Raw genomic sequence first — 26,228 nt, forward strand, 5'->3', positions numbered from 1 at the left:
GTGCATTTTACTCCGCCTGCACAACGCGCCGCTCTTTTTCAATCTTGTCATCATTTCCGCTGCCGGATGCGCGAAGCGTTTCCGCGGGCGGCAATGGCTATTTTACGGAAGCTAGTATGCACCCAATGCTGAATACGGCCATCAAGGCCGCGCGCCGTGGCGCCGCTGTGATCAACCGCGCCTCCTTCGATCTGGACCGCGTAAACGTAACTGAAAAGCAACACAACGACTTCGTCACCGACGTGGACCAGGCTGCTGAACAGGCAATCATCGAAGTGCTGCTGAAGGCTTACCCGGACCACGCCATCTTTGCCGAAGAATCCGGCATCACCGGCACCGTAAATGACGAGAGCGAATACGTGTGGATCATCGATCCACTGGACGGCACCACCAACTTCATGCACGGCTTCCCACAGTACGCCATCTCCATCGCCCTGCAGCAGCGTGGTGTCGTGACGCAGGCTGTGGTCTACGACCCGGTGCACAACGACCTGTTCACCGCCACCAAAGGCGCCGGCGCCTACCTGAACGAAAAGCGCATCCGCGTCAATAAGCTGGACCGCATCAGCGGCGCCCTGCTGGCCTCCGGCTACAAGCCAGGCTCGCCAGCCGCCATCGCCGAATTCGCCAAGATGTTCACCATCATGGCCGAGCGCTCGCACGGCATCCGCCGCGCCGGCTCCGCCGCCCTGGACCTGGCCTACGTGGCTTGCGGCCGCCTGGACGGCTACTACGAAAAGAACCTGAAACCCTGGGATATCGCCGCCGGCGCCCTGCTGGTGACGGAAGCGGGCGGCATCGCCGGCGAGTTCAACGGCGAATCCAACTATATGAATACCGGCCACATTATTGCCGGTTCGCCGAAAATCTTCGGCCAAATGGTTGGCCTGCTGGCAGAGTTTGCATAAAGTTAAGCCCAGATTCACTACAAAAGAGGCCCTCCGGGGCCTTTTTTATTGTTTCCGTGCGTCAAGCAGTGAGGCTTTGCTGCTATACTTCGCTCAGCGCCGAGGTTTCCGTACGGCAATAATTTTCACAAAATTTATAGAATAACTACTCATATGTCCTTCTCCGATCTCGGCCTGTCAGATGCCATCGTGCGCGCGGTAGCCGAAACCGGCTATACAGCCCCTACCCCGATCCAAAGCCAGGCCATCCCTGCCGTACTGAACGGCGGCGACCTGCTGGCCGGCGCCCAGACCGGCACCGGCAAGACCGCCGGCTTCACGCTGCCGGTGCTGCATCGCCTGTCCACTGATGCCGTGGGCAGCAAGCTGGCCAACAACACCGCGCCGCGCGCCATCCGCGCCCTGGTGCTGACCCCGACCCGCGAACTGGCGGCCCAGGTGGAAGAAAGCGTCAAGACTTACGGCAAGCACACCAAGCTGAATTCGGCCGTGATCTTTGGCGGCGTCAGCATCAACCCGCAGATCAAATTGCTCAAGCACGGCGTCGACATCCTGGTCGCCACCCCGGGCCGCCTGCTGGACCACATGCAGCAAGGCACCGTCAACCTGGACAAGGTCGAGATCCTGGTGCTGGACGAAGCCGACCGCATGCTCGACATGGGCTTCATCCGCGACATCCGCAAAGTGCTGGCCGCGCTGCCGCCGAAGCGCCAGAACCTGCTGTTCTCGGCCACCTTCTCCGACGAGATCAAAGCCCTGGCCGACGGCCTGCTGGACAACCCGAAGACCATCGAAGTCGCTCGCCGCAATTCGACCGTCGAAATCATTTCGCAGAAGATCCACCCGGTCGACCGCGACAAAAAGCACCCGATGCTGTCGCACCTGATCCGCACCCACGCCTGGACCCAGGTGCTGGTCTTCACCCGCACCAAGCACGGCGCCAACAAGCTGGTTGAGCAGTTGGGCAAGGATGGCGTGAAGGCCATGGCCATCCACGGCAACAAGAGCCAGACCGCGCGTACCCGCGCGCTGGCCGAATTCAAGGACGGCACTCTGCAGTGCCTGGTTGCCACCGATATCGCCGCGCGCGGCATCGACATCGACCAGCTGCCGCACGTGGTCAACTACGACCTGCCGAACGTGCCGGAAGACTATGTGCACCGCATCGGCCGTACCGGCCGCGCTGGCGCCAAGGGCGAAGCCGTTTCGCTGGTCTGCGTGGACGAGCACACCATGTTGCGCGATATCGAACGCCTGATCAAGCAAACGCTGCCACGCGAAGTGATTCCAGGTTTCGAACCCGACCCGAATGCCAAGGCCCAGCCGATCCAACTGCGCAGCGGCGTAGGCCGCCACCAGAACCGCCCACCACGCCAGGGTAACGGCGGCGGCAACGGCAATGGCGGCGGCAACCGCAGCCAGAACGGCCAAGGCAAGCCACGGGTCGCCGCCAACGGCAACCGCGACGGCGCACCACGCGGCGCCGCCCCAACCGGCATCCGCCGCGACGCCCGCCCCGGCGGCGGCACCGGCAACGCCCCCCGCAGCAACGCCCCCCGCCAGCGCACCCGCTAAGCAACTTTTGTCCGCCTTGGGGTCAGGAACAAAAGTGGACATTTCTTTCGCTCGCGAAAAAAATGTCCACATTCGTTCCTGACCCCAAGGCGGACAATTTATACTTTGCGGCATGCCTAGATTCGCTGCCAATCTTTCGATGCTGTTCACGGAAGCGCCGTTTATCGAGCGCTTTGGCTTGGCGCGGGCGGCGGGTTTTGACGGCGTCGAATTCCTGTTCCCCTATGCCTTTGATGCGGATGACATCAGGGAGCGCTTGCTGCGCCACCAATTGCAGCTGGTGCTGCATAACCTGCCGCCCGGCGACTGGCAGGCGGGTGAACGCGGGATGGCTTGCGATCCGCGCCGGTTTGAGGAATTCCAGGATAGCGTGCACCTCGGGCTGGAATATGCGAAAGAACTCGGCACTCCGCGCGTGCACTGCATGGCCGGCCTCCTGCCCGGCGGCCTGGCGCCGGAGCGGGCGCGCGAGGCCTATATCCGCGCGCTGCAATACGCCGCTGACCAGTTCGCCCCGCACGGTATCGATGTGCTGCTCGAGCCGATCAACCATTTCGATATCCCCGGCTACTTCCTGAACACCAGCCGCCAGGCGCTCGATATCCTGGCCGAGGCCGCGCGTCCCAACCTGTTCCTGCAGTACGACATCTACCACATGCAGCGCATGGAGGGCGAACTGGCCAACACCATCCGCGCCTGCCTGCCCAATATCCGCCACATGCAGCTGGCCGATACGCCGGGCCGCCATGAGCCGGGCACCGGCGAAATCAACTACCCCTTCCTGTTCCGCCTGCTAGACGAGCTCGGTTACCAGGGCTGGATCGGCTGCGAATACCACCCCAGCACCCGCACCGAAGACAGCCTCGGCTGGCTGAAGCCTCACCTTCCCGCCTGACCTTTGCGCTGGCGCAAACGCGCCCGCCGTGCCAAGGCGCAAGATGGTTCTGCCGCCCGAGGAGACCCATCATGAAACGCTACACCTGCTTACTGCTCTGCCTGCTGCTGGCCGCCTGCGCCGGCAATCCGCGCCTGAAAGAAGTGCGCACCCTGGCTGACGAAGCGCCGAAACTGGCAGCCTTCAGCGACCTGAGCCAGCGCTTCCGCGACACCTACCAGCGCCAGCAGCCCTATCTGAGCGCACCGGCCGCCCAGCGCGAACAAGCCATCGACCGCAAGCGCCGCGACGCCTACCCCGACTTCATCGCCCTGCACGGCGCCGTCACCACCTACTTGCGTGCGCTGGGCGCGCTGGCCGGCGGCGAAACCTACAATTACGGCGAGCAGGTCAAGCAGCTGTCGGAAGGCATCAAGGCCTGGCCGGAAACCGGCCTCACCGACCGCCACGTCAACGCCTACTCGGCCCTGGTGCGCGTACTGCTGCGCGGCCTCACCGGCCATGAGCAGGACAAGGCGGTGCAAGCCATGCTGCGCGACGGCGCCGAGCCGCTGCAAACCTCGCTCGACGCCATGCACACCCTGCTGCGCTACTTCGATAAGAACCACGACAACGAGCAGCGCATCGTGCTCGGCATGCTGGAGGTGGAAATCCCCTACGCCGATGCGCCGCGCGACCGCCTGCTGGCGGCCCTGGCGCGCGCCCACCAGCAGGAAAAGATCCGCGAATACCGCTTGCTTGGCCTGCGCCACACCCTGGCCGGCCAGCACGTCGATGAGATCCGCGAACACCATGCGGCCCTGGTCCAGGGCCTCGATCCCCAGCCCGCCACCGCCCCACCCGCCACCGTACAAGGAGCCCAGCCATGAGCCTGACCGCCAGCCTGCCGCACGACCTGGAAACCCTGGCCGACAGCCTGTCGTCCAGCGCCGACGCACTGCACGAGCGCATCATGCGCGGCATCCGCCAGCAGCAGCCGCCACTTTCGCATGGCGTGGCCCAGGCCCTGTTCGAGAACGAGGTGGCGCTGCGCCAGCAGGCCAACAGCCTGTACGTCGATGCCGCCAGCCACTCGCTGGAAGGCATGGGCGTCACGCTGGAGGAACTGCTGCAGCTGGCATCCGCGGCGCGCGACACCATCCGCCGCATCGAACGCGCCAAGGAGCTGGCCGGCCTCAGCGCCGACTTGCTGGCGATGGCGGCCGCCATCGCGGCAGCGCGGCCGGAGCACCTGGTGGCGCCGCTGCAAAGCCTGAAAAGGCAACTGGCCGCACACCACACACACGGGAGTGCGTAAATAACGCAGCAGGCATACAATGGTCTTCCGAACAACGAATTCGTGGAGACCGTCATGGGCCTGTCGCGCGAACAGCTTGCATCCCTGCAAGCCGCTCTGGAGCAACGCAAGGTTGCGCTGCTGCAGCAGCTGGCCGGCCGCATGGACGGCGAACTGGCGCGCATCCCCGCGGTGGAGGAAATTGAAACTTCACCGGCCGACAGCGCCAGCAACCGCACCCTGAACCAGCTGGAGCTGGAGGCCGAAGAACACAAGCAAGCCCAGCTCAGCAGTGTGCGCCACGCCCTGGCCAAGATCGACGATGGCAGTTACGGCCTGTGCGATAACTGCGGCAATGAAATCCCCTTCTCCCGCCTGAACGCACGGCCGGAGGCCCCGCTGTGCATCGCCTGCCAGACCCGGCTGGAGAAAGCGACGGCGGGGCTGCGCTGAGGCAAGCATGGCCTACAAAACTATCCTGGTGCATGTCGATGAGGCGCCGCACAGCGCGGCCCGCATCCTGCTGGCCGGAGAACTGGCGCTGCAGGAAGGCGCCCACGTGATCGGCGTCGCGGCCACCGGCATCTCGCGCTTCCTGTACCAGAATGAAACAGTGGACGACAGCGACCCCAACCTGGCGCGCCATCTCGACATCCTGCGCGAACGCGCCGGCCGCGCGCTGGCCGAGTTCGCGCCGCGCCTGCAAGCCATGGGCGTGCAGTCCTATGAACAAAGAATACTGGACGATGAAGCGAGCGCCGGCCTGAGCCTGATGGCGCGGCATGCCGACCTGGTGGTCGTCGGCCAGAGCGATCCGCATGGTCGCGGCCCCGACGTGCCAGCCGAAGTCCTGGCCGGCAGCGGCAAGCCGGTCATCGTGCTGCCGCTTGGCGCACGCACTTCCGCCACCATCGCCGTCACACGCGATGGGATTGCCAGCTCCGGCGGCCCGGCTCCGGCGCGCCACATCCTGGTGGCCTGGAATGCCAGCCGCGAAGCCGGGCGCGCGCTGCAGGACGCCCTGCCCCTGCTGCGCCGCGCCGACAGCGTGACGGTGGCAATCTACGATGCGGAGGCGCGCCCCGGCGTGTTCGGCGAGCCGGCCGGCAGCGATATCCTGGCCTGGCTGGAACGGCATGGCGTCATGGGCAAGCTGGTGCTTGGCCAAAGCGAGCGCCAGGGCCTGTTGAAGCGTCCAGGCGCGGTGGGCGAACAGTTGCTGGCCCAGGCGGCCGAACGCGATTGCGATTTGCTGGTGATGGGGGCGTACGGGCACTCGCGCTTCCGCGAGACCCTGATGGGCGGCGTCACACGCAGCGTGCTCGATGGCATGACGCTGCCGCTGCTGATGTCACATTAGTCGCCGGAAGCCCAAGCCTGGCTGCGGATCTTGGCGACCTGGCGCTGCGCCAGCCATTTCCAGATTTGCAGCGCAACTTCCTGCTTGCAGCTCATGTGGCGCGGCGTGGCCAGGGCGATCTCGCAGTCGCGGTCCGACCACTCCTCGTAGCGCAAGGCGCCGTCCTGGCCGACTTCCACCTGGTACATCAAGCCGTCGTCGTAGCCGAATTTAAGGGTGGCGCTGCCGTTGCCTCCATAGACATCCGCCAGTGCCGCCGCCAGCTGGTCTTCGGTCGGCGCGGAGACATCGCGCCGGTCCGGCCGTGAGAGTACTACCCATGCCTGTGTCATTGACGCTCTCCCCCTCAAAACAAAGCGATCTGCTCTTGTGGCAGATGATGTACTGGACGGCGCGCCGTGGTCATGATCCATGTCTAGTCGGACGCATGTTCGCTGCTTTTATTGTAGCAACTATCATACCGAAAATTACTTTTCACACAGGGGGCGTTTGCATTCCGCAACAGCACTCTCAAATAAATTGCGGGACTGACAAGGGATCGAAATCTTTCCAGTCGCCTTGCTCGATATTGCCCTCGGCGCGCTCGATTTGTGCCGCCCCTTGCCGGCGCATCACCTCGATCGCGCGCGCCTCTTGCTCACCCTCCACGGCGACGGCCGCCAGCATGCCAGCCTGGCGCGGCGGCGGCCCGGCGGTCGCCGCCGGTCGGGATCACGGCGTGCTGTTCCGGCGGGTTGGAGTAAAAATTGGTGACGCGGTCGGCGGCAAAGCCCGCCGCCTGCAAAGCTTCGCAAGCCTGCAGCGCAGCTTCCTGCAACTGGAAATGTCCGGCGATGATGGTACTCATGGCAGTCTCCTCAAAAGCCCCAGCCTGCCCAAGCGCACCGAATGTAACAGTTAAATGCCGAACGTACCCGGTTTCAATTTACCGCCGTATAATCGAAAACGTCCACAACAGATGCCACTTTGACATGAGTAGCTTCTTCAATGAAAGGACTATCGAAAGTACGGCGATTGCGCTGTCCGAACTGCTGGACGGACATCCCGTGGCGACGTTCGTCATCGATAACGACCACGTCATTACCCACTGGAACAAAGCCTGCGAACACCTGCTCGGCTGGGGCACCCAGGAAATGGTCGGCAGCAACCACCATTGGCGCGCATTCTATGGCTGGCCGCGCGCGCTGCTGGCGGACCTGATCGTCGACAATATCGATCCGGCCAGCGATCCCAACTTCCGCGACAAGTACAAGGTTTCCACCCTGATCGAAGGCGCCTACGAGGAAGAGGATTTTTTCCCCAATATCGGCGCCGCCGGCCACTGGCTGCAGTTGACCGCCGCGCCGCTGCGCGACCATGACGGCCGGCTGGTGGGCGCGATCCAGAGCCTGCGCGACGTGACCGAACGGCGCGTGGCGGAAAACGCGCTGCGCCAGGCGCATGACAGGCTGGAACAGACGGTCAGCCAGCGCACGGCGCAATTGATGCGTACCCAGCAGCAGTTGGTGCAAGCGGACAAGCTAGCCTCCATCGGCCAGTTGGCCGCCGGCGTGGCGCATGAAATCAACAACCCGATCGGCTACATCTTTTCCAACTTCGGCACCTTGCAGGAGTACCTGGACAGGCTGTTCTCCATGCTCGACGCCTACCAGCAGGCGGAGGTGGCGATCGTCGACCCGGCGGTCGCGGCACGCCTCAAGGCCATGCGCGAGCAAGTGGAACTGGACTTCCTGCGCGAGGATATCCCGACGCTGATGCAGGAATCGAAGGAAGGCATTGTGCGCGTGCGCCACATTGTGCAGGACCTGAAGGATTTTTCGCGCGTCGACAGCCAGCAGGAATGGGTGTGGGCCGACCTGCGCCAGGGCATCGACTCCACCCTCAATATCGTCGCCAACGAAATCAAGTACAAGGCCGACGTGGTGCGCGAATACAGCGATATCCCCGATATCGAATGCCTGCCGCTGCAGCTGAACCAGGTGGTGATGAACCTGCTGGTCAACGCCGCCCATGCCATAGGCCCGATACGTGGCCGCATTGAAATCCGCACCGGCTGCGACAACGATGAGGTCTGGTTCAGCGTCAGCGACAACGGCAGCGGCATCGCGCCGGAAAACCTGGGCCGCATCTTCGATCCCTTTTTCACCACCAAGGAAGTCGGCAAAGGCACCGGCCTTGGCCTGTCGCTTTCTTACGGCATCGTGCAGAAGCACCAGGGCCGCATCGATGTCGAATCCGTGCTGGGCAAAGGCACCACGTTCCGCGTCTGCCTGCCCCGCCATCGCCCCCCAACCGAGCAGAAGGAAGCCAGCCCATGATGACCATCCTGTGCGTGGACGACGAGCCGAATATCCTGTCCTCCCTGCGCCGCCTGTTCCGCGGCAAGGGCTACCAGGTGCTGACGGCCGAAAGCGGCGCGGAAGGCTTGCAGCTGCTGGAAAAGGAAACCGTCGACCTGGTGATCTCCGATATGCGCATGCCGGAGATGGACGGCGCGCGCTTCCTGGCCAAGGTGCGCGAGCGCTGGCCCAATACCGTGCGCCTGCTGCTGACCGGCTACTCCGATGTGCAGTCGATCCAGGACGCCATCAACTGCGGCGAAATCTACCGCTACATCACCAAGCCCTGGGACGATAGCGACATCCTGCTGATCGTGCGGCAAGCGCTGGAGCGCCACGAGCTGGAACTGGAAAAGCAGCGCCTGGAAGCGCTCACCCGGCGCCAGAACGAAGAACTCAAGACGCTCAACGCCAGCCTGGAACAGAAGGTCGAGGAGCGCACCAAGCAGCTCAAGGCCAACTTCCTCACCACCATCAAGATCCTGTCCAGCATTAGCGAAATGCGCGGCAGCAGCCTGCCCGGGCATACGCGCCACGTGGCCGAACTGGCGCGCCGCATTGCAGTCCAGCTCAAGCTCGATGCGCAGGAGGTGCAGGACGTCTTCATCGCCGGCCTGCTGCACGACCTGGGACGCATCGGCTTTTCCGATGAGGTGCTGCGCACGCCGGTGACCGCCCTGCAAGGCGAAGCGCTGGCCCAGTACCGCAAGCACCCGGTGCATGCCGAACATCTGCTGATGCCGCTGGCCGAACTGGCCGGCACCGCCGCCATCGTGCGCCACCAGCTGGAGCGCTTCGACGGCCAGGGCTTCCCCGACCGCCAGCTGGGCTTTGCTATCCCGATGGGCGCACGCATCCTGGCCCTGGCGGCCGACTACTACAACCTGCAGCAAGGCGCCCTGGTGCAGCGCCACCTGCGCGCCGACGAAGCCAAGTCGCTGATCCTGGATGGCGCGGGCAAGCGCTACGACCCCGCCGTGGTGCAAGCCTTCCGCCAGGCGGTCGAAGGCGGCGTGCGCGGCGCGCCGGAAGCGCACGACCTGGAGCTGCTTTCGGGCGAGCTGGTGCCGGGCATGGTGCTGTCGCGCGATGTGATCAGCCGCGACGGCCTGATGCTGCTCGCCACCGACCATGTGCTCGATGCGCGCATGATCCAGCAGTTGCAGGACTTCGAGAAAAAGAGCGGGGCCCGGCTGCCTATTTTTGTGCAGCGTTCGCGGGTAAATGCAGCGTGAACGCCGAGCCCTTGCCGGGTTCGGAAATCACTGCAATGCGCCCGCCATGTTTGCTGACGATGCCGTAGGCCAGGTATAGCCCCAGCCCGGTGCCGCTGCCGACCGGCTTGGTGGTGAAGAAGGGATCGAAAATCCGTCCCAGGTGTTCCGGCGCGATGCCGGCGCCATTGTCCTGGATGCGCACCCACACCCCGTCGCGGTCAGTGCCGGTGATGATGCGGATGATGCCCTGCTCCGCGATGGCCTGCACCGCGTTCAGCAGGATATTGCGGAAAGCCTGGTTCAACTGGGCCGGCTGGCAGCGCAGCAGCGGCAGCTTGCCGTAGTGCTTCTCTACCGTGGCCTTGAAGCGCAGCTGGCTGGCCAGGGCGTTGAGCGTGCTGTCCAGCCCCTCGTGCAAATCGGCCGCCTGCTGCCACTGGCTGTCGCCGGCGGCGGAAAAATCCTTCAGCGCCTGCACGATGTCGCGTACGCGGCGCAGGCCATCCATCGACTCGCGCAGCAGCGCGGCCGTGTCCTCCTTGAGGAATTCGAAGTCTGCCGCGGCGCGCCGCTCGGCGCTGGCGCTTTGCTCGACCAGTTCAAACAAGGTGTCGGCATAGCTTTTCAGCGTGCCGATATTGGACGTGACAAAGCCCACCGGGTTATTGATCTCATGCGCCACGCCGGCCGCCAGCTGGCCGATCGAGGCCATGTTCTGCGCCTGCACCAGGCGCTCTTCCATCTGCTTGCGGTCGGTGATGTCGGTCAGCGAGCCGATCACCTCCACTGGTGCGCCCTGCCCATCGCGGATCAGTCGCAGCTGGTCGTGCATCCACAGGTAGCGCCCATCGGCGGCGCGGAAGCGGTACTCGTAGGTGCGCTCACCCTCGACGAAGATTTGCGCCAGGCTGGAAAAGATGCCCGGCGCGTCATCGGGGTGGATATGGTCGAACCAGAAGTTGGGATCGGCCAGCATGTCCTCCGGCCGGTAGCCCAGCACATTCAGCGCGTTGGCGCTGACGAAGGTCATCTTGAAGTCGCCGCTCGGCACCGTGCTGTAGATGATGGCGGGTGTATTGTCGACAAGGTACTTCAGGCGCTGCAGCGGGTCGGCCGGTTCGCTGGCACGCGCCGGCGTCTCGCTGGTGATCAGGCTGAAGTCTTCGAACTCCATGCTGCCTCACCAATCGGCCCAGGCAAAGGAGCGCGCCGGCATCGGCATCGCCAGGAAGGACGGCTCCGGCACTGGTGGCGGCGGCGCCGGCAGCCAGTCGCGCGGATCGACCCGGTAATACTTCTGCAGCTCGCTGTACAAGGCGCCGTGGCGTTCGGCCAGTTGCCATGGGCGGGTGAAGAAGGTTTCCGTCGCCACCGCGAAAAACTCGGCCGGGCTGGTGGCGCCGTAGTGGTCCAGTACACTGTCGTGCCGCCCCAGCCACGCTTCGTGGCGCAGGTTGGCGTAGTCGCGCGACAGCACCTCGGACCAGCTGCGGTAGCTGTCCGGGCTGCCCAGGTAAGGCGCGCCATTGGTGTTGCCCGACTCGCTATCGAGCTGGTGCGCAAACTCGTGCAGCACCACGTTATTGCCGCCTTGCCAGTCCAGGGTGCCGCGTTCGACATCGTCCCACGACAGCACGATGCGGCCATCGCTCCACGATTCGCCCAGCATCTGCTGGCGCGCCTGGGTCACCACGCCACCGGGCCCGACTTCATCGCGACCGGCAATGAAGGCGCTCGGGTACAGCAAGATGGTATGCAAGGCGCGGTACACCTTGCTTGGTTTGTTCAACTGCAGCAGGCAAGCCTGGGCTGCGATGGTGACGCGCATTTCGTCCGTCACTTCGAGTCCGGCACAGCCGACGAATTTTTTCTGGTGTAGGAACTGCTGCACCATGCGCTGCAGCTGGCGCTGCATATCGGGCGCCATCGTGCGGTAGAAGGGAATGCTGGATTCGAGCACCGCCAGGTTGGCGGTTGGCAAGGGACGCGCCAAGGCACGCCGCAGCGCCCAGCGTGGATACAGGAAAGGCGCTGCGATTGTCAGCGCCGAGATAATAAGCCAAAGCCAAGCTTCCATGATGCCGTCCATAACAGAACTCGTTCCGCCACAGATGGGGCTACTTAACGGCATTTCAACATGCCGCTGTCACTGGAAGCTTAGCACCGTTCCCGGCTTATGGCTGGGCCTTTTGCATCGAGGCTGGGGCACCGAACAGGGCTGCTACCAGCGGGTCGCGCTGCACCGGTCCGCGGTTAACGCGGATTGCATAATGCGTGTCATCGGCCAGGATGTGGAAGTGGCGGCCGCTGCCCGCCATGCTCTGCTCACGCAGGCTGGGGCGTTCCTTGCGCGGCGGGGCGCCTTCGCGCTTAGGCTGGGCAATGGCCGCCAGGAAGGCTTGCACGCGTTCGGCATCCGGGGTCAGCTGGTAGACAGCCTTGCCCAGGTAAGTCGCCGTGCCCTCAATATAGCGAGCCAGTTCGATCACGCCTGCCTCACGCAAGTCGCGGATGTATTTGCGGGCGCCGGAAGGCGAAAACTTCAGGAACCAGGCAATTTCGTCAGCCAGCATTTCGTGGTTTTGTAATTCCGCCACCAGTTTTTGCATATTTTCGATACGGCGCAGGGTCGCCGAGGTGGAACGGACGCGTTCGATCGGCGCCAGGGACAGGGCTTTGCGCTCCGTCACGGGGCCTGGACGCTCGACCAGTGCCAGGCGTGGACGGGACGGCACGGCCGGCAACGGTGCCGGCAGTTCCTGGTTAGCTTCGATTTCGAGGCCGTGCGAAGATTCTCTGATTGCGTGCATTTGGTCACTCCTTATAGATGCCAGGGTGGATTCGCAGGCTCCAGATTGCCTGCGCGTGGCTCATCGGTCTGTGCGGCAACGAACATACAGCCGCCGTCGCATTAACCTTTTGCCAACATTGACTTGGACACCCGGGAGCTGTGTGAGTTCCCGAACAGAGATTGGCCCGACAGCGACCTATGCTGGGACCCGGCTTCATTCAAACAGGAGGAACCACCATGAAATATCCAGCCCTGCTGGCGGCCATGGCCTTGGTCGGCCTGACCGCCTGCGAAAAGACCGTCACCAATAATCCGCCACCCGTGGTGGAACCGGCGCCGCCGCCAGCGGTCGTACCTGGCCCTCCAGGGCCGGCCGGCGAGCCCGGCAAGCCAGGCCCGCAAGGCGAACCGGGCAAACCGGGCGATACCATCATCGTGCAGCCGCAAACCCCGCCGCCGCCAGCGCCGGAACCGGCCAAACAGTAGACGCGGAACGCCGCCATCCATTCCCGTTTGGATGGCGGTTTGCAAGTACTTCAACAGTGAAATTCGCTACACGTTGTAGAAAAGCTACATACTTGCTATAATCCAAGGTGATTGTGCGCTATCGCACTGATGTAGGAAGTTTTCAGCACCTACACTGAACCCACAGCAATGCAACATAGCTGGGAAAGAGAGTCGCGTCCTTTTATAGCGGCTTTACTACTCAATAATAACGGGAGTTATCTAGTGAACAAGATTAAAAACATCGCCATCGCCGCTGCGCTGATGTCGGCATCCTTCGCCGCGTCCGCCCAGGAAACCCTGCTGAACCAGAACTGGTACGTCGCCCCATCCGTTGGCGTGATCCGTCCAGACCACGCCTGGGCCGTCGCTAAAGACGACATCGCCTACGGCCTGCGCGCCGGTAAGGCCCTGAACGACAAGTGGGACCTGCAACTGGGCGGTTCCTACGGTTCGAGCACCGAAAATGGCATGCGTTACACCCAGAAGCTGCTGGGCGCTGACGGCCTGTACATGTTCTCCCGCAAGAACGTACGTCCATTCCTGCTGGTAGGTGCCGGCCTGGAGCGTGACAAGTCCAACCTGCTGAACGGCACCGAGCCTGCCCGCACCTCCCCATACCTGGCCGCTGGCCTGGGCGTGCAAGCCAACATCACCCCACGTCTGTTCTTCCAGGCTGACCTGCGCAATGTGCATGGCTTCATCCGCGGCAACGAGTTCAACAACTCCGTGTCGAACAACAAGTACCTGAACTTCTCGCTGAACTACCTGCTGGGCGCGGCTCCACAGCCGGCTCCTGCGCCAGCTCCAGCACCCGTGGTGGCGCCAGAGCCAGCACCTGCTCCAGCACCTGCTCCAGCTCCAGCACCGGAACCAGCACCAGCGCCTAAGTTCGAAAAAGTGACCATGGCTGCCACCGAACTGTTCGCCTTCGACAGCGCCAAGCTGGCGCCGGCCCAGCCTAAGCTGGACGACATGGCCAAGCTGCTGAACGACAATCCATCCATCGGCAACGTGGTCATCACCGGCCACACCGACCGTCTGGGTTCCGACAAGTACAACCAGAAGCTGTCCGAGCGTCGTGCTGAGTCCGTCAAGGCTTACCTGGTAGGCAAAGGCGTGGCCGCTTCCCGACTGTCCGCACAAGGCAAGGGCAAGACCCAGCCAGTGGTCCAGTGCAACGACAAGAAGCAAAAGCGCGCTGACCTGATCAAGTGCCTGGAGCCTAACCGTCGCGTTGAAGTGGAACAAGTGACCGTTGAGCGCCGCGTGAAGTAAGCGCTGCCGACGCAGTCTAAAAAGGGCCTTCGGGCCCTTTTGCTTTTTGTGGCCCGGCGCACGGTCAAGCGGCGCGGCGTGGCGTAAGGTCGCCTTCATGAGCTGGAGACGACTTCCCCACATAGCCCGCAAGCTGCCCACGGTCGGCTGGTGCGCCCTGACCGAATGGCTGGCGCACCGCGCCAGCAGCAAAGGCGCCGCGCTCGCCTTCTACACCCTGTTCTCGCTGGCGCCGATCCTGGTGCTGGTGATCGCGATTGCCGGCCTGTTCTACGGTAAGGAAGCGGCGCAGGGCGAGCTGTTTTTCCAGCTGCGCGGCCTGGTCGGCAGCCAGGGCGCGGAAGCGATCCAGCTGATCCTGTCCGGCGCCACCAACGAAACGCAAGGCATGATCGCCACCCTGATCGCCGGCGCCCTGCTGCTGTTTGGCGCCACCAGTGTATTTGCCGAACTGAAGTCCAGCCTGGACGAAATCTGGCAATTGCCGCCCGTTGAAGGCAATGGCATCTGGGATACCATCCGCACGCGCCTGCTGTCCTTCGGCATGGTGCTGGTGCTGGGCTTCCTGCTGCTGGTGTCGCTGGTGGTCAGCGCCGCCCTCACCGTGCTGGAAAAGAAGATGGGCGCCTACTGGCAAAATGCTGCGCAATTGCTCACCATCCTCAACCACGCGATCAGCTTCGTCGTGATCTCGACTTTGTTCGGCGTGATCTACAAGATGCTGCCGCGTATCAAGCTGTCCTGGCGCGACGTGGTGATCGGCGCCCTCGGCACCGCGGCCCTGTTCACGCTCGGCAAATACGCGATCGGCGCCTACATCGGCAACAGCGGCGTCACCGACAGCTTCGGCGCCGCCGGCTCCCTGATCGCCGTGCTGCTATGGGTCTACTACTCGGCCCAGATCTTCTTCCTCGGCGCCGAGTTCGCGCGCCAGTACGCCCTGCAGCTGGGCAGCCTTACTCACCGAGCAGCTCGGCCACCACCTCCATCCCCTCCACCTTCTCGGCCACTACCTTGAGGATCACCACCAGCGGCACGCCGAGCAGCAAGCCCCACACGCCCCACAGCCAGCCCCAGAACAGCAGGCTGACGAAGACGGCGGCGGCATTCATGCGCGCGATGCGGCCGGTCATCCAGGTCGCGATCACGGTGCCGACCAGGGTGGCGATGGCGATCGAGGCGACGGCCACCATCAGCACCGACTGCAGCGATTCGGTTTGCAGGTAGGTGGCGACACTGAGCGCGCTGACGATCAGCAGCGGCCCGAAATACGGCATCAGGTGCAGCAGGCCCGCCACGATGGCCCAGGCGCCGGCATTCTCCAGCCCGAGCGCATGCAGGGCAAACCACATCAGCAGCGCCAGCAGCACGTTGGTCACCAGCAGCATGAACATATAGCCCTGGATCGAGGTATTGATTTCGTCGAGGATCTGCACGGTGACCTTCTTGCGGGTGAGCGAAGGCCCGGCCAGCTTGACCAGCTTGCGCTTGAAGGTATCGCCTGACAGCAGCAGGAAAAACACCAGGAACACCACCATGGTGGCCTGGCTCAGGAAGGCCAGCAGGCCGCGCGAGCCGGCCCATACCCAGTCGATCACCTTGATGCGGCTGCCCTCTTCCGTCACCACCGCCACCGGTTTGCGGGCGCTACTGGCCGGCTTGCCGGCGGTGGCTTGTTCGAACTGGGTGGCGACATCCTGGATGCGGCGCAAGGTGCCGTCCTTGGCATTGGTGGTGCTGGCCACCAGGCGCGACAGCTTGCGGCCGGCCTCGGGCAGGGTTTCGATAATATTGGTAAATTCGACGTGCACTTTCTCCGCCGTCACTGCCATACCCAGCAGGATGGCGCAGGTGACCAGCGCAGTGCCCAGCGCACGCCGGAGATGCACGCGCTCCAGCCAGCCCACCACTGGATTCAGGGTGTAGGCCAGCAGGATGCCCAGCAGCAGGGGCACGAGGAAATCGCGGCCCCACTGCAAGGCGTACAGAAAGGCAACGGTGGCGAGGATGGTCTGCGCGAGGCGCATGATGCTCCATGCCACCCGCGTTTATTTGACGCGGATGTCGTTCTTCACTTCTTTCACGCCTTTGACGCCGCGCGCGATCTCACCCGCCCGGGTGATATCGGCTGGCTGCGCGACAAAGCCGCTCAGTTGCACCGTGCCTTTGAAGGTTTCGACATTGATTTCGGTCGACTTCAGCGAGGGCTCATTGAAGATGCTGGCCTTGACCTTGGTGGTCAGTGCCGCGTCATCAACATATTCGCCGACGCTTTCCTGGGTTGGGGTCGAGGCGCAACCGGCCAGGCCCAGGGTGGATGCAATGAATACAGCAGTAGCGAACTTGTGTGCGATTTTCATGGCGCTTCTCCTTTGTGTGGTGGATGGTCCGGGCCTTAGTGTCCAGCTAACAAGCCCTTCTTTCTGTTCGCTACCGAACATTGTGCGGAATCGCACAGACGAGTGCGGGGTGCAAGCCTAAGCTGCCACCAATCCCACCCACAGGAGGAGACGTGATGAAACCGACTGTATCCCTAGCAGCAATGATGGTGGCAGTGGCCGCACTGTCGGCCGGCTGCGCCAGCAATTCTTCCTACCCGCAAGCGACCGATTATTCGACCATGTCCGATGCCTCGACCTATGGCACGGTGGACGACATCCGCGTGGTGCGGGTGGATCCCGCCACCAGCGGCGCCGGCGCGGTCGCCGGCGGCTTGATCGGCGCCCTGGCCGGCAGCCAGATCGGCTCCGGTTCGGGCCGCACGGCAGCCACTGCCGCCGGCGCCATTGGCGGCGCCGTGGTTGGCAACCAGGTCGAGCAAAGCCGCAATATGCCGCGCGATGTGTACCAGATCAGCATCCGCCTCGATAACGGCGACTACCGCACCGTCAACCAGGACAGCGCCTACGACCTGCGGGTCGGCAGCCGCGTACGCGTGGTGGACGGCCGCGTCTACCGCTACTAAAGGGAGGCGTCCATGGCCACCATCCTGCTGATCGTCCTGGTCCTGATCGTCATAGGCGCCCTGCCTACCTGGCCGCACAGCCGCAGCTGGGGCTACGCCCCGAGCGGCATTGCCGGCCTGATTGTCGTGGTCCTGCTCATCTTGCTATTGACGGGCAGGCTGTAGACGAAGGAGACCCATCATGAAAACGCTGATCGGCGCCCTGGCCCTGGCTGTATGCGGGCTGGCGGGCGCCCAGGTCACGCCGCCGGAAATCGCCCGGCAGCAGCAGCAAGAAATCAAGCGCGGCGACCCGCCGCGCTGGACCAGGCCGGACCGCACCGAAGCGGCCCAGCTTGCCACCCTGCGCAAGGAAATCAATGCCGCCCTGCGCGAAGCACTCGAAGCCTGCAAACAGCAAGGCGCGGGGGCCGGGAGCGACTGCGTGAAGGAAGCGCGTGCCACCCATCATGACGATATGGCAAATTTGCGTCAAATTCACGTTGCGACGCGAGATATGTCGCGCATGTATGAGACCAGCGGTAAATAATATTCGGCAACCAGAACCGGGAGTTATGGCTGCCTAATAAAAAGTCATCCTTACCAAAGGTCAGCTCGGGTATGATTTCGGCATGCCAAATGCGTACCAATTTCATCGCGAGAAACACCGGGATGCCACCGTTAACCGGTTGGGTATCGGCAGCGATTTATACGACCGGTATACCGAGCTGAGCGCGCCGCACGTCCGCCCGGTGCGGGTCCGCAAGGGCACCATCCTGCAGGAAGCGGGCGCGCGCGCCACCCATTACTACTGGCTCGCCAACGGCGTCGCCCGGCGCGGCCACATTTCCGTGGCAGGCGAAGACCTGACCCTGGGTTTCGTCACCGAAGGCGAAAACACCGGCTCGCATTCCGACATGATGGGCGGCTTGCAGGGCGAACCCGCGCGTGAATTCTTTGTCGCGGAAACGGCCCTGGAAGCCTGGCGCATCGACTGGTCGGCCATGCAGCGCCACAAGGCCGAGCACGGCTTCGTGCACGAGTACTACCTGAAGATCCTCGAATGCAGCATCCGCCGCTATGCGGCCAACCTGCAGATCCGCAGCCACAGCTCGGCGGAGGCGCGGCTGGAGGCTTTCCGCCACCAGTTCCCCGGCCTGGAAGAACGCATCACCCAGCGCGCGCTGGCCTCCTACCTCGGCATCACCACCCAATACATGTCGCGCCTGCGCCGCGCTTAAATCTCATCGGCGGACTTGCGCCGCATCAGCCATGCCACACCGGCGGCCGCCAGCACGGCGACGGCGATGGCCGGTTTCACCAGGCGCTTGCGCCGGCTGAGCCACGACACCGCGGTCACCACCAGCGGCAGCGCCGTCTTGAAGTTGATGCTGGACAGCCCGCCGCCCTGGCCGATGAAATTGCCGAGGCGCGCCTGCAGCGCGCCGATGGCCTGGTCCACCGCCCCGTGCAGCAGCGCTTGCGGCTGCAAGGCGTGGATCACCTCATGCTTGGCGCGCAGGGCGCTGAGGCGGTACAGCTCGCCTTCCCGCACCAGCCGCTCCTTGGCCACCGCCAGCTCCGCCAATTCTTTCTTGGATGCCATGGTTCCCCTTTCACAGCAGCATGTCGCGGTCGGATTTGAGCTCCGCCATCGTCGACGACAGGCCAAGTTTGCCTTGCCGCACCAGGCTGCGCCCCCACAGCACCAGCGCCACCGCCAGCACGGCAAACAGGCCGGCCAGCAGCGCCAGGATCTTCCAGCCCATCGCTTCCCAGCACAGGTAGATCAGGGTCGCGGTGCCGAAGGCGATGGCGAACCAGGCCGCCAGCATGGCGATGGCGAAGACGATCGACAATTGCAGCAGCGTGTCGCGCACCTCGGTCAGCTCGATCGCTGCGAGTTCCAGGCGCGACAGTAAAAGGTGCAGGCAGTTCTTAGCGAGCCCGGCCAGTGAGGCGATCAGGCCGGGCGGTGGTGGAACCTGGTGTTGGTTCTCGGCGGCCATTATTTACGGCCGAGGATAACGCCTACCAGCAGGCCGACGCCAGCTGCCACGGCGATCGAACGCCAGGGGTTTTCCTTGACGTAGGCATCGGTGGAGGCGGCTGCCTGTTTGGCGCTGGCGACAGCGCTCGCCTGCGCTTCGTGGACTTTGACCAAGGCCGAGTCCAGCGCTTTCATCCCGCGTCCGCGCAGTTCATCCGCCTTTTCGCCGGTCAGGGCGGTGGCGGCAGTGAACAAGGCTTGCGCATCCTTGACCAGGGTCTTCACATCGTTGTTGACGGTACTGATGTTCTGTTCCAGCATGATAGGACTCCTCTCTGGTAAGTAACTAAATTACGCCAATAAGTCCCGCATATCGTCGGCGTGTTCTTCTTCCACCGCCATGATTTGCGTCAAGAGTTGCTTGGTCGTCGGGTCGCTGTCACCAATCTGCTCGATCATCTGGCGATAGCTCTCGATCGCCACCCGCTCTGCCACCAGGTTGGCTTTCACCATCGCCTGCACCTCCCTTGAGTCATCATACTCGGCATGGCTCCTGTCGAGCAACGTTGCTGGATTGAAATCAGGCTCACCGTTGAGCTGGACGATGCGCTCGGCCAGCCAGTCGGCATGTTCCTGCTCCTGCGTCGCGTGTTCCAGGAACTCTGCCTTGATGGACGCATTGGCCAGGCCGGTCACCGTGTAATAGTGGCGCTTGTAGCGGTTGATGCAGACCAGCTCGGTGGCCAGCGCGTCGTTCAGCATTTGCAGCACCATGGCGCGGTTGCCCTTGTAGCCTTCGGTCACGGGACCGTCGGCCATATTGCGGGCCGCCGCGCGGATCGCATTTTTATCGATCATGAAAACTCCCTATGGTTAGCGGCGCTGGGTCACCGGACGGCCGGCTTCCGACAGTACGATTTCCACACGCCGGTTCAGTTGACGCTCGCCGGCCGTCGCATTGCTGGCCACCGGATAGGCTTCGCCGTAGCCGCGCGTTTCAATGCGCGAGCGGTCAATCCCCATCTGGCTCAGGGCCGCGCGCACCGATTCGGCGCGGCGCTGCGACAGCTGCAGGTTGTAGGCATCGCTGCCGGTGCTGTCGGTGAAGCCTTCCACCAGCACCACACGGTCCGGGTTATCGCGCAGCACATCGGCCAGGCGCTGCGCCACCGCCATGCCTTGCGAGGTCAGGTTGGCCTGGTCGACGTTGAACAGCACGTCGCCGAAGGTGATCACGATGCCGCGTTCGGTCTGCTTGGCTTGCAGCTCGGACAGCGCGGCGGCCAGGGCGGCGGCGCGGGCTTGCGCATCGCGCGTTGCCGCCTCGGCGCTGGCGGCCTGGTTCTGCGCGGCCTGCGCCTGGTTCTGCGCGGCTTCGGCATCCATGCGGGCCTGGTCGGCGCGGCGTTTGGCCGCTTCCGCTTCCGCCGTGCGGGCTTCCAGGCGCACCTGGTCGCGCTGGGCGGCGGCATCCTTCATCTGGTCCTCGGCGGCCTTGGCGCGCGCGATCTCTTGCGCGCTGGCGATCTTCTGCTTGGCGACATAGGCCAGCTTGTCGATCTCGCCCAGGCTGTCGCGGCGTGCGGCGGCAGTATTGGCCTGGTCCAGCGCGCGCGTGGCGGCAGCCAGTTCCAGCGGCGCGTACTTGGCCACCATCGGATTACCCTGGGCCTCGGCATAGTTGGCGCGGGCGGTTTCCAGTTCGCTGGTGGTGGTTGGCGTGGTGCTGCAGGCCGCCAGCAGGATAGCGGCGGCCAGCGCAGCAGGTTTGAACGATGGCGTGAACATGATGGCTCCTTTCTCAGCGAGTCGTGGTGCTATTGGCGCGTTCGAGTTCTTCGCGCAGCACGCGGATGTCGTCTTGCAGCCTGTTGGCGGCCTCGGTGGCTTTGGCGCTGGTGGCTTTGCTTTGCGCCAGCTTCGCGTCGGCCTGGGCCTGCATGGCCAGGTCCTGCGCGGTACGGTAATCCTTGGCTGCCAGCGCCTGGTTGGCGCGCAGCATCTTGTCGCGCGCTGCCGCCATTTCAGCCGGCGCCAATTCCGGCGCGCCAGTCGAGGCCGCAGCTTCCACTGCGGTACGCGACGATGCGACTTCGGCCGTGGCCGGTGTCTTCATGCTGCTGCAGCCGGCCAGGGCGAACACACACCCGGCCCAGAGCGTCAGCAACAGCGGTTGGCGATTCTGCATGTTATTCTCCTCAAGCGATTGGGGTACCGCAGTTATATAAGTACTGCCCGCTGGGTTCAGTACGGTGCCGCACATTGCGGCTGCGCGGCGGGGTGTAGCCTGTCGCCATGGCACATACACTTTCGCGCCGAACAAAGATCAGCCTGGCCGTGCTGAGCTTTCTGCTGGCCATTCCGGCGCTGGCCCTCGTCATCCTGCTCAACTACGACTGGAACCGTGCGCGTCCCTGGCTGGGCGCGCGCGCCAGCGAAGCGCTGCAGCGTCCGGTGGAATTGCGCGGCAACCTGGCGCTGACCTGGCACAAGCAGCCCCGTCCTGAGCAGGCGCGCAGCTGGCGCGACCACATCCCCTGGCCGCACCTGGTGGCGCAGGACGTGCACATCGGAAACCCAGCGGGCATGCCGGCCAGCGATGCGGCGTCGGCGCGGGCGCTGGGCTTTTCGCTCAGTCCTTTCGCGCTGCTGGCACGCAAGATCGCGATACCCGAACTGAGCTTCGACCAGCCGCAGCTGGACTTGCTGCGCCAGGCCGACGGCAAGAACAACTGGACCTTGCCCAAGCGTCCGCCGTCCGAATGGCGGCTCGAGCTCGACCGCGTGGTATTCACGCGCGGCATCGTCAAGCTCGATGACGCCCTGCAAAAGATCGACGCCACCGCGCATCTCGATACGCTCGACAAGGACCCGCGCTACGGCGTGCGCTGGACCGTGGACGGCAAATGGAACCAGCAGGCCATCAGCGGCAAGGGCAAGGCCGGCGCCGTGCTGGCCCTGCGCGACAACCGCCTGCCGTTCCCGATCCAGGCCGATGCCAAGGTCGGCCTGGTCAGCGTGGCGGCGGAAGGCACGCTGACCAATCCCGCCCAGTTGGCGGCCATCGACCTGCAGCTCAAGGTCGCGGGCGCCTCGGCGGCGCGGCTGTATCCGCTGACCGGCCTGCTGCTGCCGGAAACCCCGCCCTTCAGCACGGCCGGCCGCCTGCGCGGCCACCTGGCCCAGAATGCCAGCCAGTGGACATATGAAAAATTCACCGGCCGCGTGGGCGATAGCGATATCGCCGGCACCCTGTCCTACCAGCAGCGCCAGCCGCGCGGCATGCTGAGCGGCGCGATCCACTCGCGCCTGCTGCAGTTTGCCGACCTGGGGCCGCTGATCGGCGCCGACTCCAACGCCAGCAAGGAAGAGCGCGGCGTGGCAGCGGTGCAGCCGGCCGGCAAGCTGCTGCCGGTGGAAACCTTCCGCACCGAGCGCTGGAAGGCGCTGGATGCCAATGTCAGCTTCCGCGCCGAACGCATCGTGCGCACCAAGGAGCTGCCGCTCAGCAAACTGGTCACCGAATTCCACCTGAAGGATGGGGTGCTGCGCCTGACCCCGCTGAACTTCCATTTCGCCGGCGGCGAAGTGGCTTCCAAGGCCGTGCTCGATGGCAGCAGCGGCGCGGCCGTCGTGGCCACCATCGACGCCACGGCGCGCCACGTCAAGCTGCGCGAGCTGCTGCCCAAGCTGCCCGAGCTCAAGCAAGCCACCATCGGTGAGATCAATGCCTCGGCCAAGCTGACGGCCAAAGGCAATTCGGTCGCCACGCTGCTGGCCCATGCGAATGGCGAACTGAAGACGCTGGTCAACGATGGCACCGTGAGCAAGCTGCTGCTGGAACAGATGGGCCTGAACATCGGCAACATCGTGCTCACCAAGCTGTTCGGCGACAAGCCGGTGCACCTGAATTGCCTGGCGGGCGATTTCGGCGTACGCAACGGCCTGGCGCAAACCCGCTACTTCATTGCCGACACGCAGGATGCAACGGTGCGCATCAACGGCACCGTCAACCTGGCCAATGAAAAGATCGACCTCACCTTGAAGCCCGACAGCAAGGGCTTGCGCATCATTTCCCTGCGCGCGCCGATCTACGTGCGCGGCACGCTCAAGCAGCCTGACGTCGACATCGACAAAGGCGTGATCGCCATGCGCGCCGGCGGCGCCCTGGCCTTGGGTGCGCTGGCGGCGCCGGCCGCCCTGGTGCCGCTGATCAGCGCTGGCGGCGGCGGCGACAACCAGTGCGCGGCGCTGCTGGCCGATGCCCGCGAAAAACCCAAGGCACCGCCGCCCGGCAAGACTCAAAAGTAACAAACCGTTACATCGTGAAATGGCGAACAGATCACATCGGCTGCCCGCCGTAAGCTGGAAACGTATCTCTTACGGAGGAAAAATCATGAATACCAAACAACTGACTGCCCGTATCGCCATTGCCTCTGCCCTGCTGGGCCTGGGCGCCTGCTCCTCGATGTCGCAACAGGATAAGAACACGGCAATAGGCGCCGGGGTCGGCGCGGTTGCCGGCTCGGTGCTGACCGGCGGCTCTACCGCCGGTACTGTCGGCGGTGCGGCGGTCGGCGGCGTGATCGGCAACCAGGTCAACAAGCCACGCCGCTAAGAGGGTTGGCGTACCTGCCGGTAGCACTGGCAGGACACCGTTTCCAATCCGGCCGGGTCCAATATTTCGATATTGCCCCGGCTGTAGCTGATCAGGCCCTGGCTTTGCAGCGCGCTGGCTGCCTTGGTCACACCGACGCGGCGCACACCGAGCGCCTGGGCCAGGAATTCGTGGGTCATGTGGAAGCGGTCCGATTGCAGGCGGTCGCGCGTGACCAGCAGCGAACGCGCCAGGCGCGCCTCCAGCACGTGGAAGCGGCTGCACACCGCAATCTGGATGGCTTGCGACAGCAGGCTGTCGGTGTAGCGGTGCAGCAGGCGCTGCAGCGATTCCATTTCCGCGAATTCGGCGATGAAGTCCTCCGCCTCCATGCGCAGCGCGGGACCGCTGCGCTGGACCACCGCCCGCACCTGGGCCGTACGCTGGCCGAGCGCAACCGAGGCGCCCACCATGCCTTCGTGCCCGGCCGAGCCGACTTCCAGCGTCATGCGGCCCTCGGCCACCGCCAGCAGGGACACCAAGGCGTCCAGCGGGAAATAGATGTGCTCGATCAACTGGCCAGCTTCGAACAGGACCTCGCCAGCCTCGAGCTCCACCAGTTCGCACAGGCGTTCGAGGTGTTCGAGATCGTCTTCCGGCAAGCTTGCCAACAGGCGGTTGCCGATGCGGAGGGGTGGCGATTCACTGCTTGGAACGGTATGAAGATTCAAGGTCATTGCCGTCAGCCTGATGAAGTTTAGGCGGAGCGTAGCGGCAATCCACAGGGCTGTATGTACGCTGACGCACGGAAGCATAGCGTGCCCGCCGCCACAATGCGCTATCCAAAAAGAAACGGAGTCAAGTATGGAACACCAATCCAAAACAATGCGCTTCACCACCCACCCGATGCTGCTGATCGCAGCCATTGCGGTGGTACTGTTCTGCGGCGTTGGCATCGCCGCCGTGATGGGCTGGCTGCCGCATTCGGGCGCCACCATGGGGCCGCCGGTAGCCGAAGCGCCGGTGCCAGTCGGCACCCAGGACGTGGGGCCGCCGCCGCCGCCGGCCGCCTATGCGGCCGACCGCATTACGCCGCAGCGCGCGCCGGACAGCTCAGGCTATTCCGGCGGCGGCAGCTACGGCGCCGGTGCCGACCACGCCCCGCCCGCGCCTGCGGCCGCCATGCCGGTAGCCGCTGCAGCCGAGCGCGCTCCGCGGCCGGCAGCCGTCTGCAGCAGTTGCGGCGTAGTCGAGTCGGTGCGCCAGGTGACCCAGCGCGCTGAAGGCAGCGGCCTGGGCGCGGCTGGCGGTGCCATTGTCGGCGGGCTTCTGGGCAACCAGATTGGCAGCGGTTCCGGCCGCAAGCTGGCCACCGTAGCCGGTGCTGTCGGCGGCGCCGTGGTCGGCAACCAGGTGGAAGGCAATATGAAGGCTTCCACCCACTATGTGGTGCGGGTGCGCATGGACAATGGCAAGATCCGTACCGTCAACAGCGGCTCGAGCAACTGGCAGGCCGGCGACCACGTGAAGATCGTAAAAGGCCGCTTGCAGCGCCGCTGATGTTCGGCAACGTACAGATGGCGGCCAGCGTCCCGGCAATAATGCAGCCAGAACTTCGGAATATGAGAGGAAAACATCATGCTCTATACCATCGCTGTCGTACTCATCATCCTGTGGCTGCTCGGCCTGGTAACGTCCTACACTGTGGGTGGGTTCATCCATATCCTGCTGGTCGTTGCCGTCATCATGATCTTGCTGCGTCTAATCAGCGGACGCGGCATCTAGTGAGCCGGCTCAGCCGGCATCCACTCCGGGGCGGACCTGCGGCGCAGGTTTCGTCCCGCTTTTTTTCGCGCTAATATTTCATGAAGGAGAACCCCATGCCCAATAAAACCCTGGCGGCCCTGCTGATCGCCGTACTCACCGCGACCGGCTGTGCCGATATGAATTCCACCCAGCGCGGCACCGCCACCGGCGCCGGCGTCGGGGCCGGCATCGGCGCTGTGCTGGGCGCGGCCACCGGCCACGGCGGCGGCAAACGCGCTGCCGGCGGTGCCGTACTGGGCGCGGCAGTCGGCGCTGTCGTCGGCAATGTCTGGTCCAAGCGCATGGAGGCGCAGAAGCAGCAGATGGAACAAGCCACGCGCGGCACCGGGGTGCAAGTCACCAAGACCGGCGACGACCGCCTGAAGCTGGAAATCCCGAGCGATATCTCGTTCGATACCAACCGTTCCGATATCAAGCCCGACTTCCGCCCCATCCTGGACCGCTTCGCCAGCACGCTGAACGAGAACCCGGCCACCACCGTCAATATCATCGGCCATACCGACAGCACGGGCAGCACCAGCGTCAACCAGCCATTGTCGGTTGACCGCGCGGCCCATACGCGCGACTATCTTGCTTCACGCGGTGTGGCGCCGAGCCGTATCGTGATCGAAGGGCGCGGCGAGCAGGAGCCGGTCGCCTCCAACGACGACGCCAACGGCCGCGCGCGCAACCGCCGTGTGGAAATTTACGTGGCCGAGCCACGGCCGCCTCAAGGTTAAGGAGCAAG

The 26,228-nt window shown here is 64.2% G+C and carries 36 protein-coding genes; 21 read left to right on the plus strand and 15 right to left on the minus strand.

The genetic code is table 11. The features are described from left to right. Positions 1-125: 125 nt before the first annotated feature. The 7 genes from AAHE99_RS11765 to AAHE99_RS11795 all read left to right on the plus strand — a co-directional run bounded on the left by AAHE99_RS11765 (position 126) and on the right by AAHE99_RS11795 (position 6,014). On the plus strand, positions 126-908 hold the full coding sequence (locus AAHE99_RS11765) for an inositol monophosphatase family protein (RefSeq protein ID WP_342117520.1): 783 nt from the start codon (positions 126-128) through the stop codon (positions 906-908). A gap of 153 nt (positions 909-1,061) precedes the next feature. After that, positions 1,062-2,483, plus strand: coding sequence for a DEAD/DEAH box helicase (locus AAHE99_RS11770; RefSeq protein ID WP_342117428.1), 1,422 nt, complete (start codon positions 1,062-1,064; stop codon positions 2,481-2,483). A 112-nt stretch (positions 2,484-2,595) separates the two neighbouring features. Next, positions 2,596-3,378 (plus strand): 2-oxo-tetronate isomerase, encoded by a 783-nt coding sequence (otnI, locus tag AAHE99_RS11775; RefSeq protein WP_342117430.1) that lies wholly within the window; start codon positions 2,596-2,598, stop codon positions 3,376-3,378. 71 nt (positions 3,379-3,449) lie between these two features. After that, on the plus strand, positions 3,450-4,247 hold the full coding sequence (locus AAHE99_RS11780; RefSeq protein ID WP_342117431.1) for a hypothetical protein: 798 nt from the start codon (positions 3,450-3,452) through the stop codon (positions 4,245-4,247). Then, positions 4,244-4,675 carry a hypothetical protein gene (locus AAHE99_RS11785; RefSeq protein ID WP_342117432.1) on the plus strand — a complete coding sequence of 144 codons (432 nt, stop codon included), beginning with the start codon at positions 4,244-4,246 and terminating at the stop codon, positions 4,673-4,675. The genes AAHE99_RS11780 and AAHE99_RS11785 overlap by 4 nt, the downstream gene beginning before the upstream one ends. A gap of 54 nt (positions 4,676-4,729) precedes the next feature. Beyond that, on the plus strand, positions 4,730-5,107 hold the full coding sequence (locus AAHE99_RS11790) for a TraR/DksA family transcriptional regulator (RefSeq protein WP_342117433.1): 378 nt from the start codon (positions 4,730-4,732) through the stop codon (positions 5,105-5,107). A gap of 7 nt (positions 5,108-5,114) precedes the next feature. Then, positions 5,115-6,014 carry a universal stress protein gene (locus AAHE99_RS11795; protein ID WP_342117435.1) on the plus strand — a complete coding sequence of 300 codons (900 nt, stop codon included), beginning with the start codon at positions 5,115-5,117 and terminating at the stop codon, positions 6,012-6,014. Here AAHE99_RS11795 and AAHE99_RS11800 read toward each other — a convergent pair. From AAHE99_RS11800 to AAHE99_RS11810, 3 genes are all read right to left on the minus strand, one after another. Next, positions 6,011-6,346, minus strand: coding sequence for a hypothetical protein (locus AAHE99_RS11800; RefSeq protein ID WP_342117436.1), 336 nt, complete (start codon positions 6,344-6,346; stop codon positions 6,011-6,013). The genes AAHE99_RS11795 and AAHE99_RS11800 overlap by 4 nt on opposite strands. 178 nt (positions 6,347-6,524) lie before the next feature. Then, complete coding sequence (locus tag AAHE99_RS11805) at positions 6,525-6,680, minus strand: hypothetical protein (protein WP_342117437.1); 156 nt, start codon at positions 6,678-6,680, stop codon at positions 6,525-6,527. After that, the gene (locus AAHE99_RS11810; RefSeq protein ID WP_342117438.1) at positions 6,652-6,861 is read right to left on the minus strand and encodes a hypothetical protein; all 210 of its coding nucleotides are present in this window, start codon (positions 6,859-6,861) and stop codon (positions 6,652-6,654) included. Before AAHE99_RS11810 ends, AAHE99_RS11805 begins: the two co-directional genes overlap by 29 nt. 124 nt (positions 6,862-6,985) lie before the next feature. On the opposite strand from AAHE99_RS11810, the gene AAHE99_RS11815 reads away from it, so the two are divergent. Next, the gene (locus AAHE99_RS11815; RefSeq protein WP_342117440.1) at positions 6,986-8,332 is read left to right on the plus strand and encodes an ATP-binding protein; all 1,347 of its coding nucleotides are present in this window, start codon (positions 6,986-6,988) and stop codon (positions 8,330-8,332) included. Further along, on the plus strand, positions 8,329-9,588 hold the full coding sequence (locus AAHE99_RS11820) for an HD domain-containing phosphohydrolase (protein WP_342117441.1): 1,260 nt from the start codon (positions 8,329-8,331) through the stop codon (positions 9,586-9,588). The genes AAHE99_RS11815 and AAHE99_RS11820 overlap by 4 nt, the downstream gene beginning before the upstream one ends. On the opposite strand, the gene AAHE99_RS11825 is transcribed toward AAHE99_RS11820, so the two are convergent. The 3 genes from AAHE99_RS11825 to AAHE99_RS11835 all read right to left on the minus strand — a co-directional run bounded on the left by AAHE99_RS11825 (position 9,551) and on the right by AAHE99_RS11835 (position 12,380). Continuing rightward, on the minus strand, positions 9,551-10,744 hold the full coding sequence (locus AAHE99_RS11825) for an ATP-binding protein (RefSeq protein WP_342117443.1): 1,194 nt from the start codon (positions 10,742-10,744) through the stop codon (positions 9,551-9,553). The genes AAHE99_RS11820 and AAHE99_RS11825 overlap by 38 nt on opposite strands. A 6-nt stretch (positions 10,745-10,750) precedes the next feature. Beyond that, entirely contained in the window at positions 10,751-11,647 is an 897-nt protein-coding gene (locus AAHE99_RS11830; RefSeq protein WP_342117445.1) for a M90 family metallopeptidase, read from the minus strand. Between the two features lie 97 nt (positions 11,648-11,744). Continuing rightward, positions 11,745-12,380, minus strand: a complete 636-nt coding sequence (locus AAHE99_RS11835) for a winged helix-turn-helix domain-containing protein (RefSeq protein WP_342117447.1) — start codon at positions 12,378-12,380, stop codon at positions 11,745-11,747. Between the two features lie 218 nt (positions 12,381-12,598). Here AAHE99_RS11835 and AAHE99_RS11840 point away from each other — a divergent pair, with 218 nt between their 5' ends. The 3 genes from AAHE99_RS11840 (at position 12,599) to AAHE99_RS11850 (ending at position 15,161) form a co-directional block, all read left to right on the plus strand. After that, positions 12,599-12,847 carry a hypothetical protein gene (locus tag AAHE99_RS11840; RefSeq protein ID WP_342117448.1) on the plus strand — a complete coding sequence of 83 codons (249 nt, stop codon included), beginning with the start codon at positions 12,599-12,601 and terminating at the stop codon, positions 12,845-12,847. A gap of 243 nt (positions 12,848-13,090) precedes the next feature. Then, positions 13,091-14,143 carry an OmpA family protein gene (locus AAHE99_RS11845; protein ID WP_342117449.1) on the plus strand — a complete coding sequence of 351 codons (1,053 nt, stop codon included), beginning with the start codon at positions 13,091-13,093 and terminating at the stop codon, positions 14,141-14,143. 97 nt (positions 14,144-14,240) lie between these two features. Next, positions 14,241-15,161 (plus strand): YihY/virulence factor BrkB family protein, encoded by a 921-nt coding sequence (locus tag AAHE99_RS11850; RefSeq protein ID WP_342117450.1) that lies wholly within the window; start codon positions 14,241-14,243, stop codon positions 15,159-15,161. Here the strand turns inward: AAHE99_RS11850 and AAHE99_RS11855 are convergent. Further along, positions 15,100-16,170 (minus strand): AI-2E family transporter, encoded by a 1,071-nt coding sequence (locus AAHE99_RS11855; protein WP_342117451.1) that lies wholly within the window; start codon positions 16,168-16,170, stop codon positions 15,100-15,102. The two genes, AAHE99_RS11850 and AAHE99_RS11855, sit on opposite strands and share 62 nt — an antisense overlap. 21 nt (positions 16,171-16,191) lie before the next feature. After that, the gene (locus AAHE99_RS11860; RefSeq protein ID WP_342117453.1) at positions 16,192-16,503 is read right to left on the minus strand and encodes a BON domain-containing protein; all 312 of its coding nucleotides are present in this window, start codon (positions 16,501-16,503) and stop codon (positions 16,192-16,194) included. Positions 16,504-16,658: 155 nt separating this feature from the next. On the opposite strand from AAHE99_RS11860, the gene AAHE99_RS11865 reads away from it, so the two are divergent. From AAHE99_RS11865 to AAHE99_RS11880, 4 genes are all read left to right on the plus strand, one after another. After that, positions 16,659-17,108, plus strand: coding sequence for a glycine zipper 2TM domain-containing protein (locus AAHE99_RS11865; protein WP_342117455.1), 450 nt, complete (start codon positions 16,659-16,661; stop codon positions 17,106-17,108). Between the two features lie 12 nt (positions 17,109-17,120). Continuing rightward, positions 17,121-17,273: a DUF3309 domain-containing protein gene (locus tag AAHE99_RS11870; RefSeq protein WP_342117457.1), complete on the plus strand. Its 153-nt coding sequence runs from the start codon at positions 17,121-17,123 to the stop codon at positions 17,271-17,273. Between the two features lie 16 nt (positions 17,274-17,289). Continuing rightward, on the plus strand, positions 17,290-17,637 hold the full coding sequence (locus AAHE99_RS11875) for a hypothetical protein (protein WP_342117459.1): 348 nt from the start codon (positions 17,290-17,292) through the stop codon (positions 17,635-17,637). 82 nt (positions 17,638-17,719) lie between these two features. After that, entirely contained in the window at positions 17,720-18,328 is a 609-nt protein-coding gene (locus AAHE99_RS11880) for a Crp/Fnr family transcriptional regulator (protein WP_342117460.1), read from the plus strand. On the opposite strand, the gene AAHE99_RS11885 is transcribed toward AAHE99_RS11880, so the two are convergent. From AAHE99_RS11885 to AAHE99_RS11910, 6 genes are read right to left on the minus strand one after another with little or no spacing between them, the layout of a single operon-like run. After that, positions 18,325-18,693 (minus strand): hypothetical protein, encoded by a 369-nt coding sequence (locus tag AAHE99_RS11885; RefSeq protein WP_342117462.1) that lies wholly within the window; start codon positions 18,691-18,693, stop codon positions 18,325-18,327. The genes AAHE99_RS11880 and AAHE99_RS11885 overlap by 4 nt on opposite strands. A 10-nt stretch (positions 18,694-18,703) precedes the next feature. Then, positions 18,704-19,096, minus strand: a complete 393-nt coding sequence (locus AAHE99_RS11890; protein WP_342117463.1) for a phage holin family protein — start codon at positions 19,094-19,096, stop codon at positions 18,704-18,706. Further along, positions 19,096-19,398 carry a DUF883 family protein gene (locus AAHE99_RS11895; RefSeq protein ID WP_342117465.1) on the minus strand — a complete coding sequence of 101 codons (303 nt, stop codon included), beginning with the start codon at positions 19,396-19,398 and terminating at the stop codon, positions 19,096-19,098. The genes AAHE99_RS11890 and AAHE99_RS11895 overlap by 1 nt, the downstream gene beginning before the upstream one ends. 30 nt (positions 19,399-19,428) lie before the next feature. Next, complete coding sequence (locus AAHE99_RS11900) at positions 19,429-19,935, minus strand: ferritin-like domain-containing protein (RefSeq protein WP_342117466.1); 507 nt, start codon at positions 19,933-19,935, stop codon at positions 19,429-19,431. A 15-nt stretch (positions 19,936-19,950) separates the two neighbouring features. Next, positions 19,951-20,865, minus strand: coding sequence for an OmpA family protein (locus tag AAHE99_RS11905; protein WP_342117468.1), 915 nt, complete (start codon positions 20,863-20,865; stop codon positions 19,951-19,953). Between the two features lie 13 nt (positions 20,866-20,878). After that, positions 20,879-21,265 (minus strand): DUF4398 domain-containing protein, encoded by a 387-nt coding sequence (locus tag AAHE99_RS11910; protein ID WP_342117470.1) that lies wholly within the window; start codon positions 21,263-21,265, stop codon positions 20,879-20,881. A gap of 107 nt (positions 21,266-21,372) precedes the next feature. Between AAHE99_RS11910 and AAHE99_RS11915 the strand changes: the two genes are divergently transcribed. Further along, complete coding sequence (locus AAHE99_RS11915; protein WP_342117471.1) at positions 21,373-23,388, plus strand: AsmA family protein; 2,016 nt, start codon at positions 21,373-21,375, stop codon at positions 23,386-23,388. An 85-nt stretch (positions 23,389-23,473) separates the two neighbouring features. After that, positions 23,474-23,695 carry a glycine zipper 2TM domain-containing protein gene (locus tag AAHE99_RS11920; protein ID WP_342117473.1) on the plus strand — a complete coding sequence of 74 codons (222 nt, stop codon included), beginning with the start codon at positions 23,474-23,476 and terminating at the stop codon, positions 23,693-23,695. Here AAHE99_RS11920 and AAHE99_RS11925 read toward each other — a convergent pair. Next, positions 23,692-24,411, minus strand: coding sequence for a Crp/Fnr family transcriptional regulator (locus AAHE99_RS11925; protein WP_342117475.1), 720 nt, complete (start codon positions 24,409-24,411; stop codon positions 23,692-23,694). The genes AAHE99_RS11920 and AAHE99_RS11925 overlap by 4 nt on opposite strands. Before the next feature lie 127 nt (positions 24,412-24,538). On the opposite strand from AAHE99_RS11925, the gene AAHE99_RS11930 reads away from it, so the two are divergent. The 3 genes from AAHE99_RS11930 (at position 24,539) to AAHE99_RS11940 (ending at position 26,220) form a co-directional block, all read left to right on the plus strand. Further along, entirely contained in the window at positions 24,539-25,234 is a 696-nt protein-coding gene (locus tag AAHE99_RS11930) for a glycine zipper 2TM domain-containing protein (protein ID WP_342117476.1), read from the plus strand. Between the two features lie 78 nt (positions 25,235-25,312). Then, positions 25,313-25,459 (plus strand): lmo0937 family membrane protein, encoded by a 147-nt coding sequence (locus AAHE99_RS11935; protein ID WP_139232699.1) that lies wholly within the window; start codon positions 25,313-25,315, stop codon positions 25,457-25,459. A 95-nt stretch (positions 25,460-25,554) separates the two neighbouring features. After that, positions 25,555-26,220: an OmpA family protein gene (locus AAHE99_RS11940; RefSeq protein ID WP_446728916.1), complete on the plus strand. Its 666-nt coding sequence runs from the start codon at positions 25,555-25,557 to the stop codon at positions 26,218-26,220. The last annotated feature ends 8 nt before the right edge of the window (positions 26,221-26,228 follow it).

Origin of the sequence: Pseudoduganella sp. OTU4001 (genome assembly GCF_038440195.1) — a bacterium.
GTDB lineage: Bacteria > Pseudomonadota > Gammaproteobacteria > Burkholderiales > Burkholderiaceae_D > Rugamonas.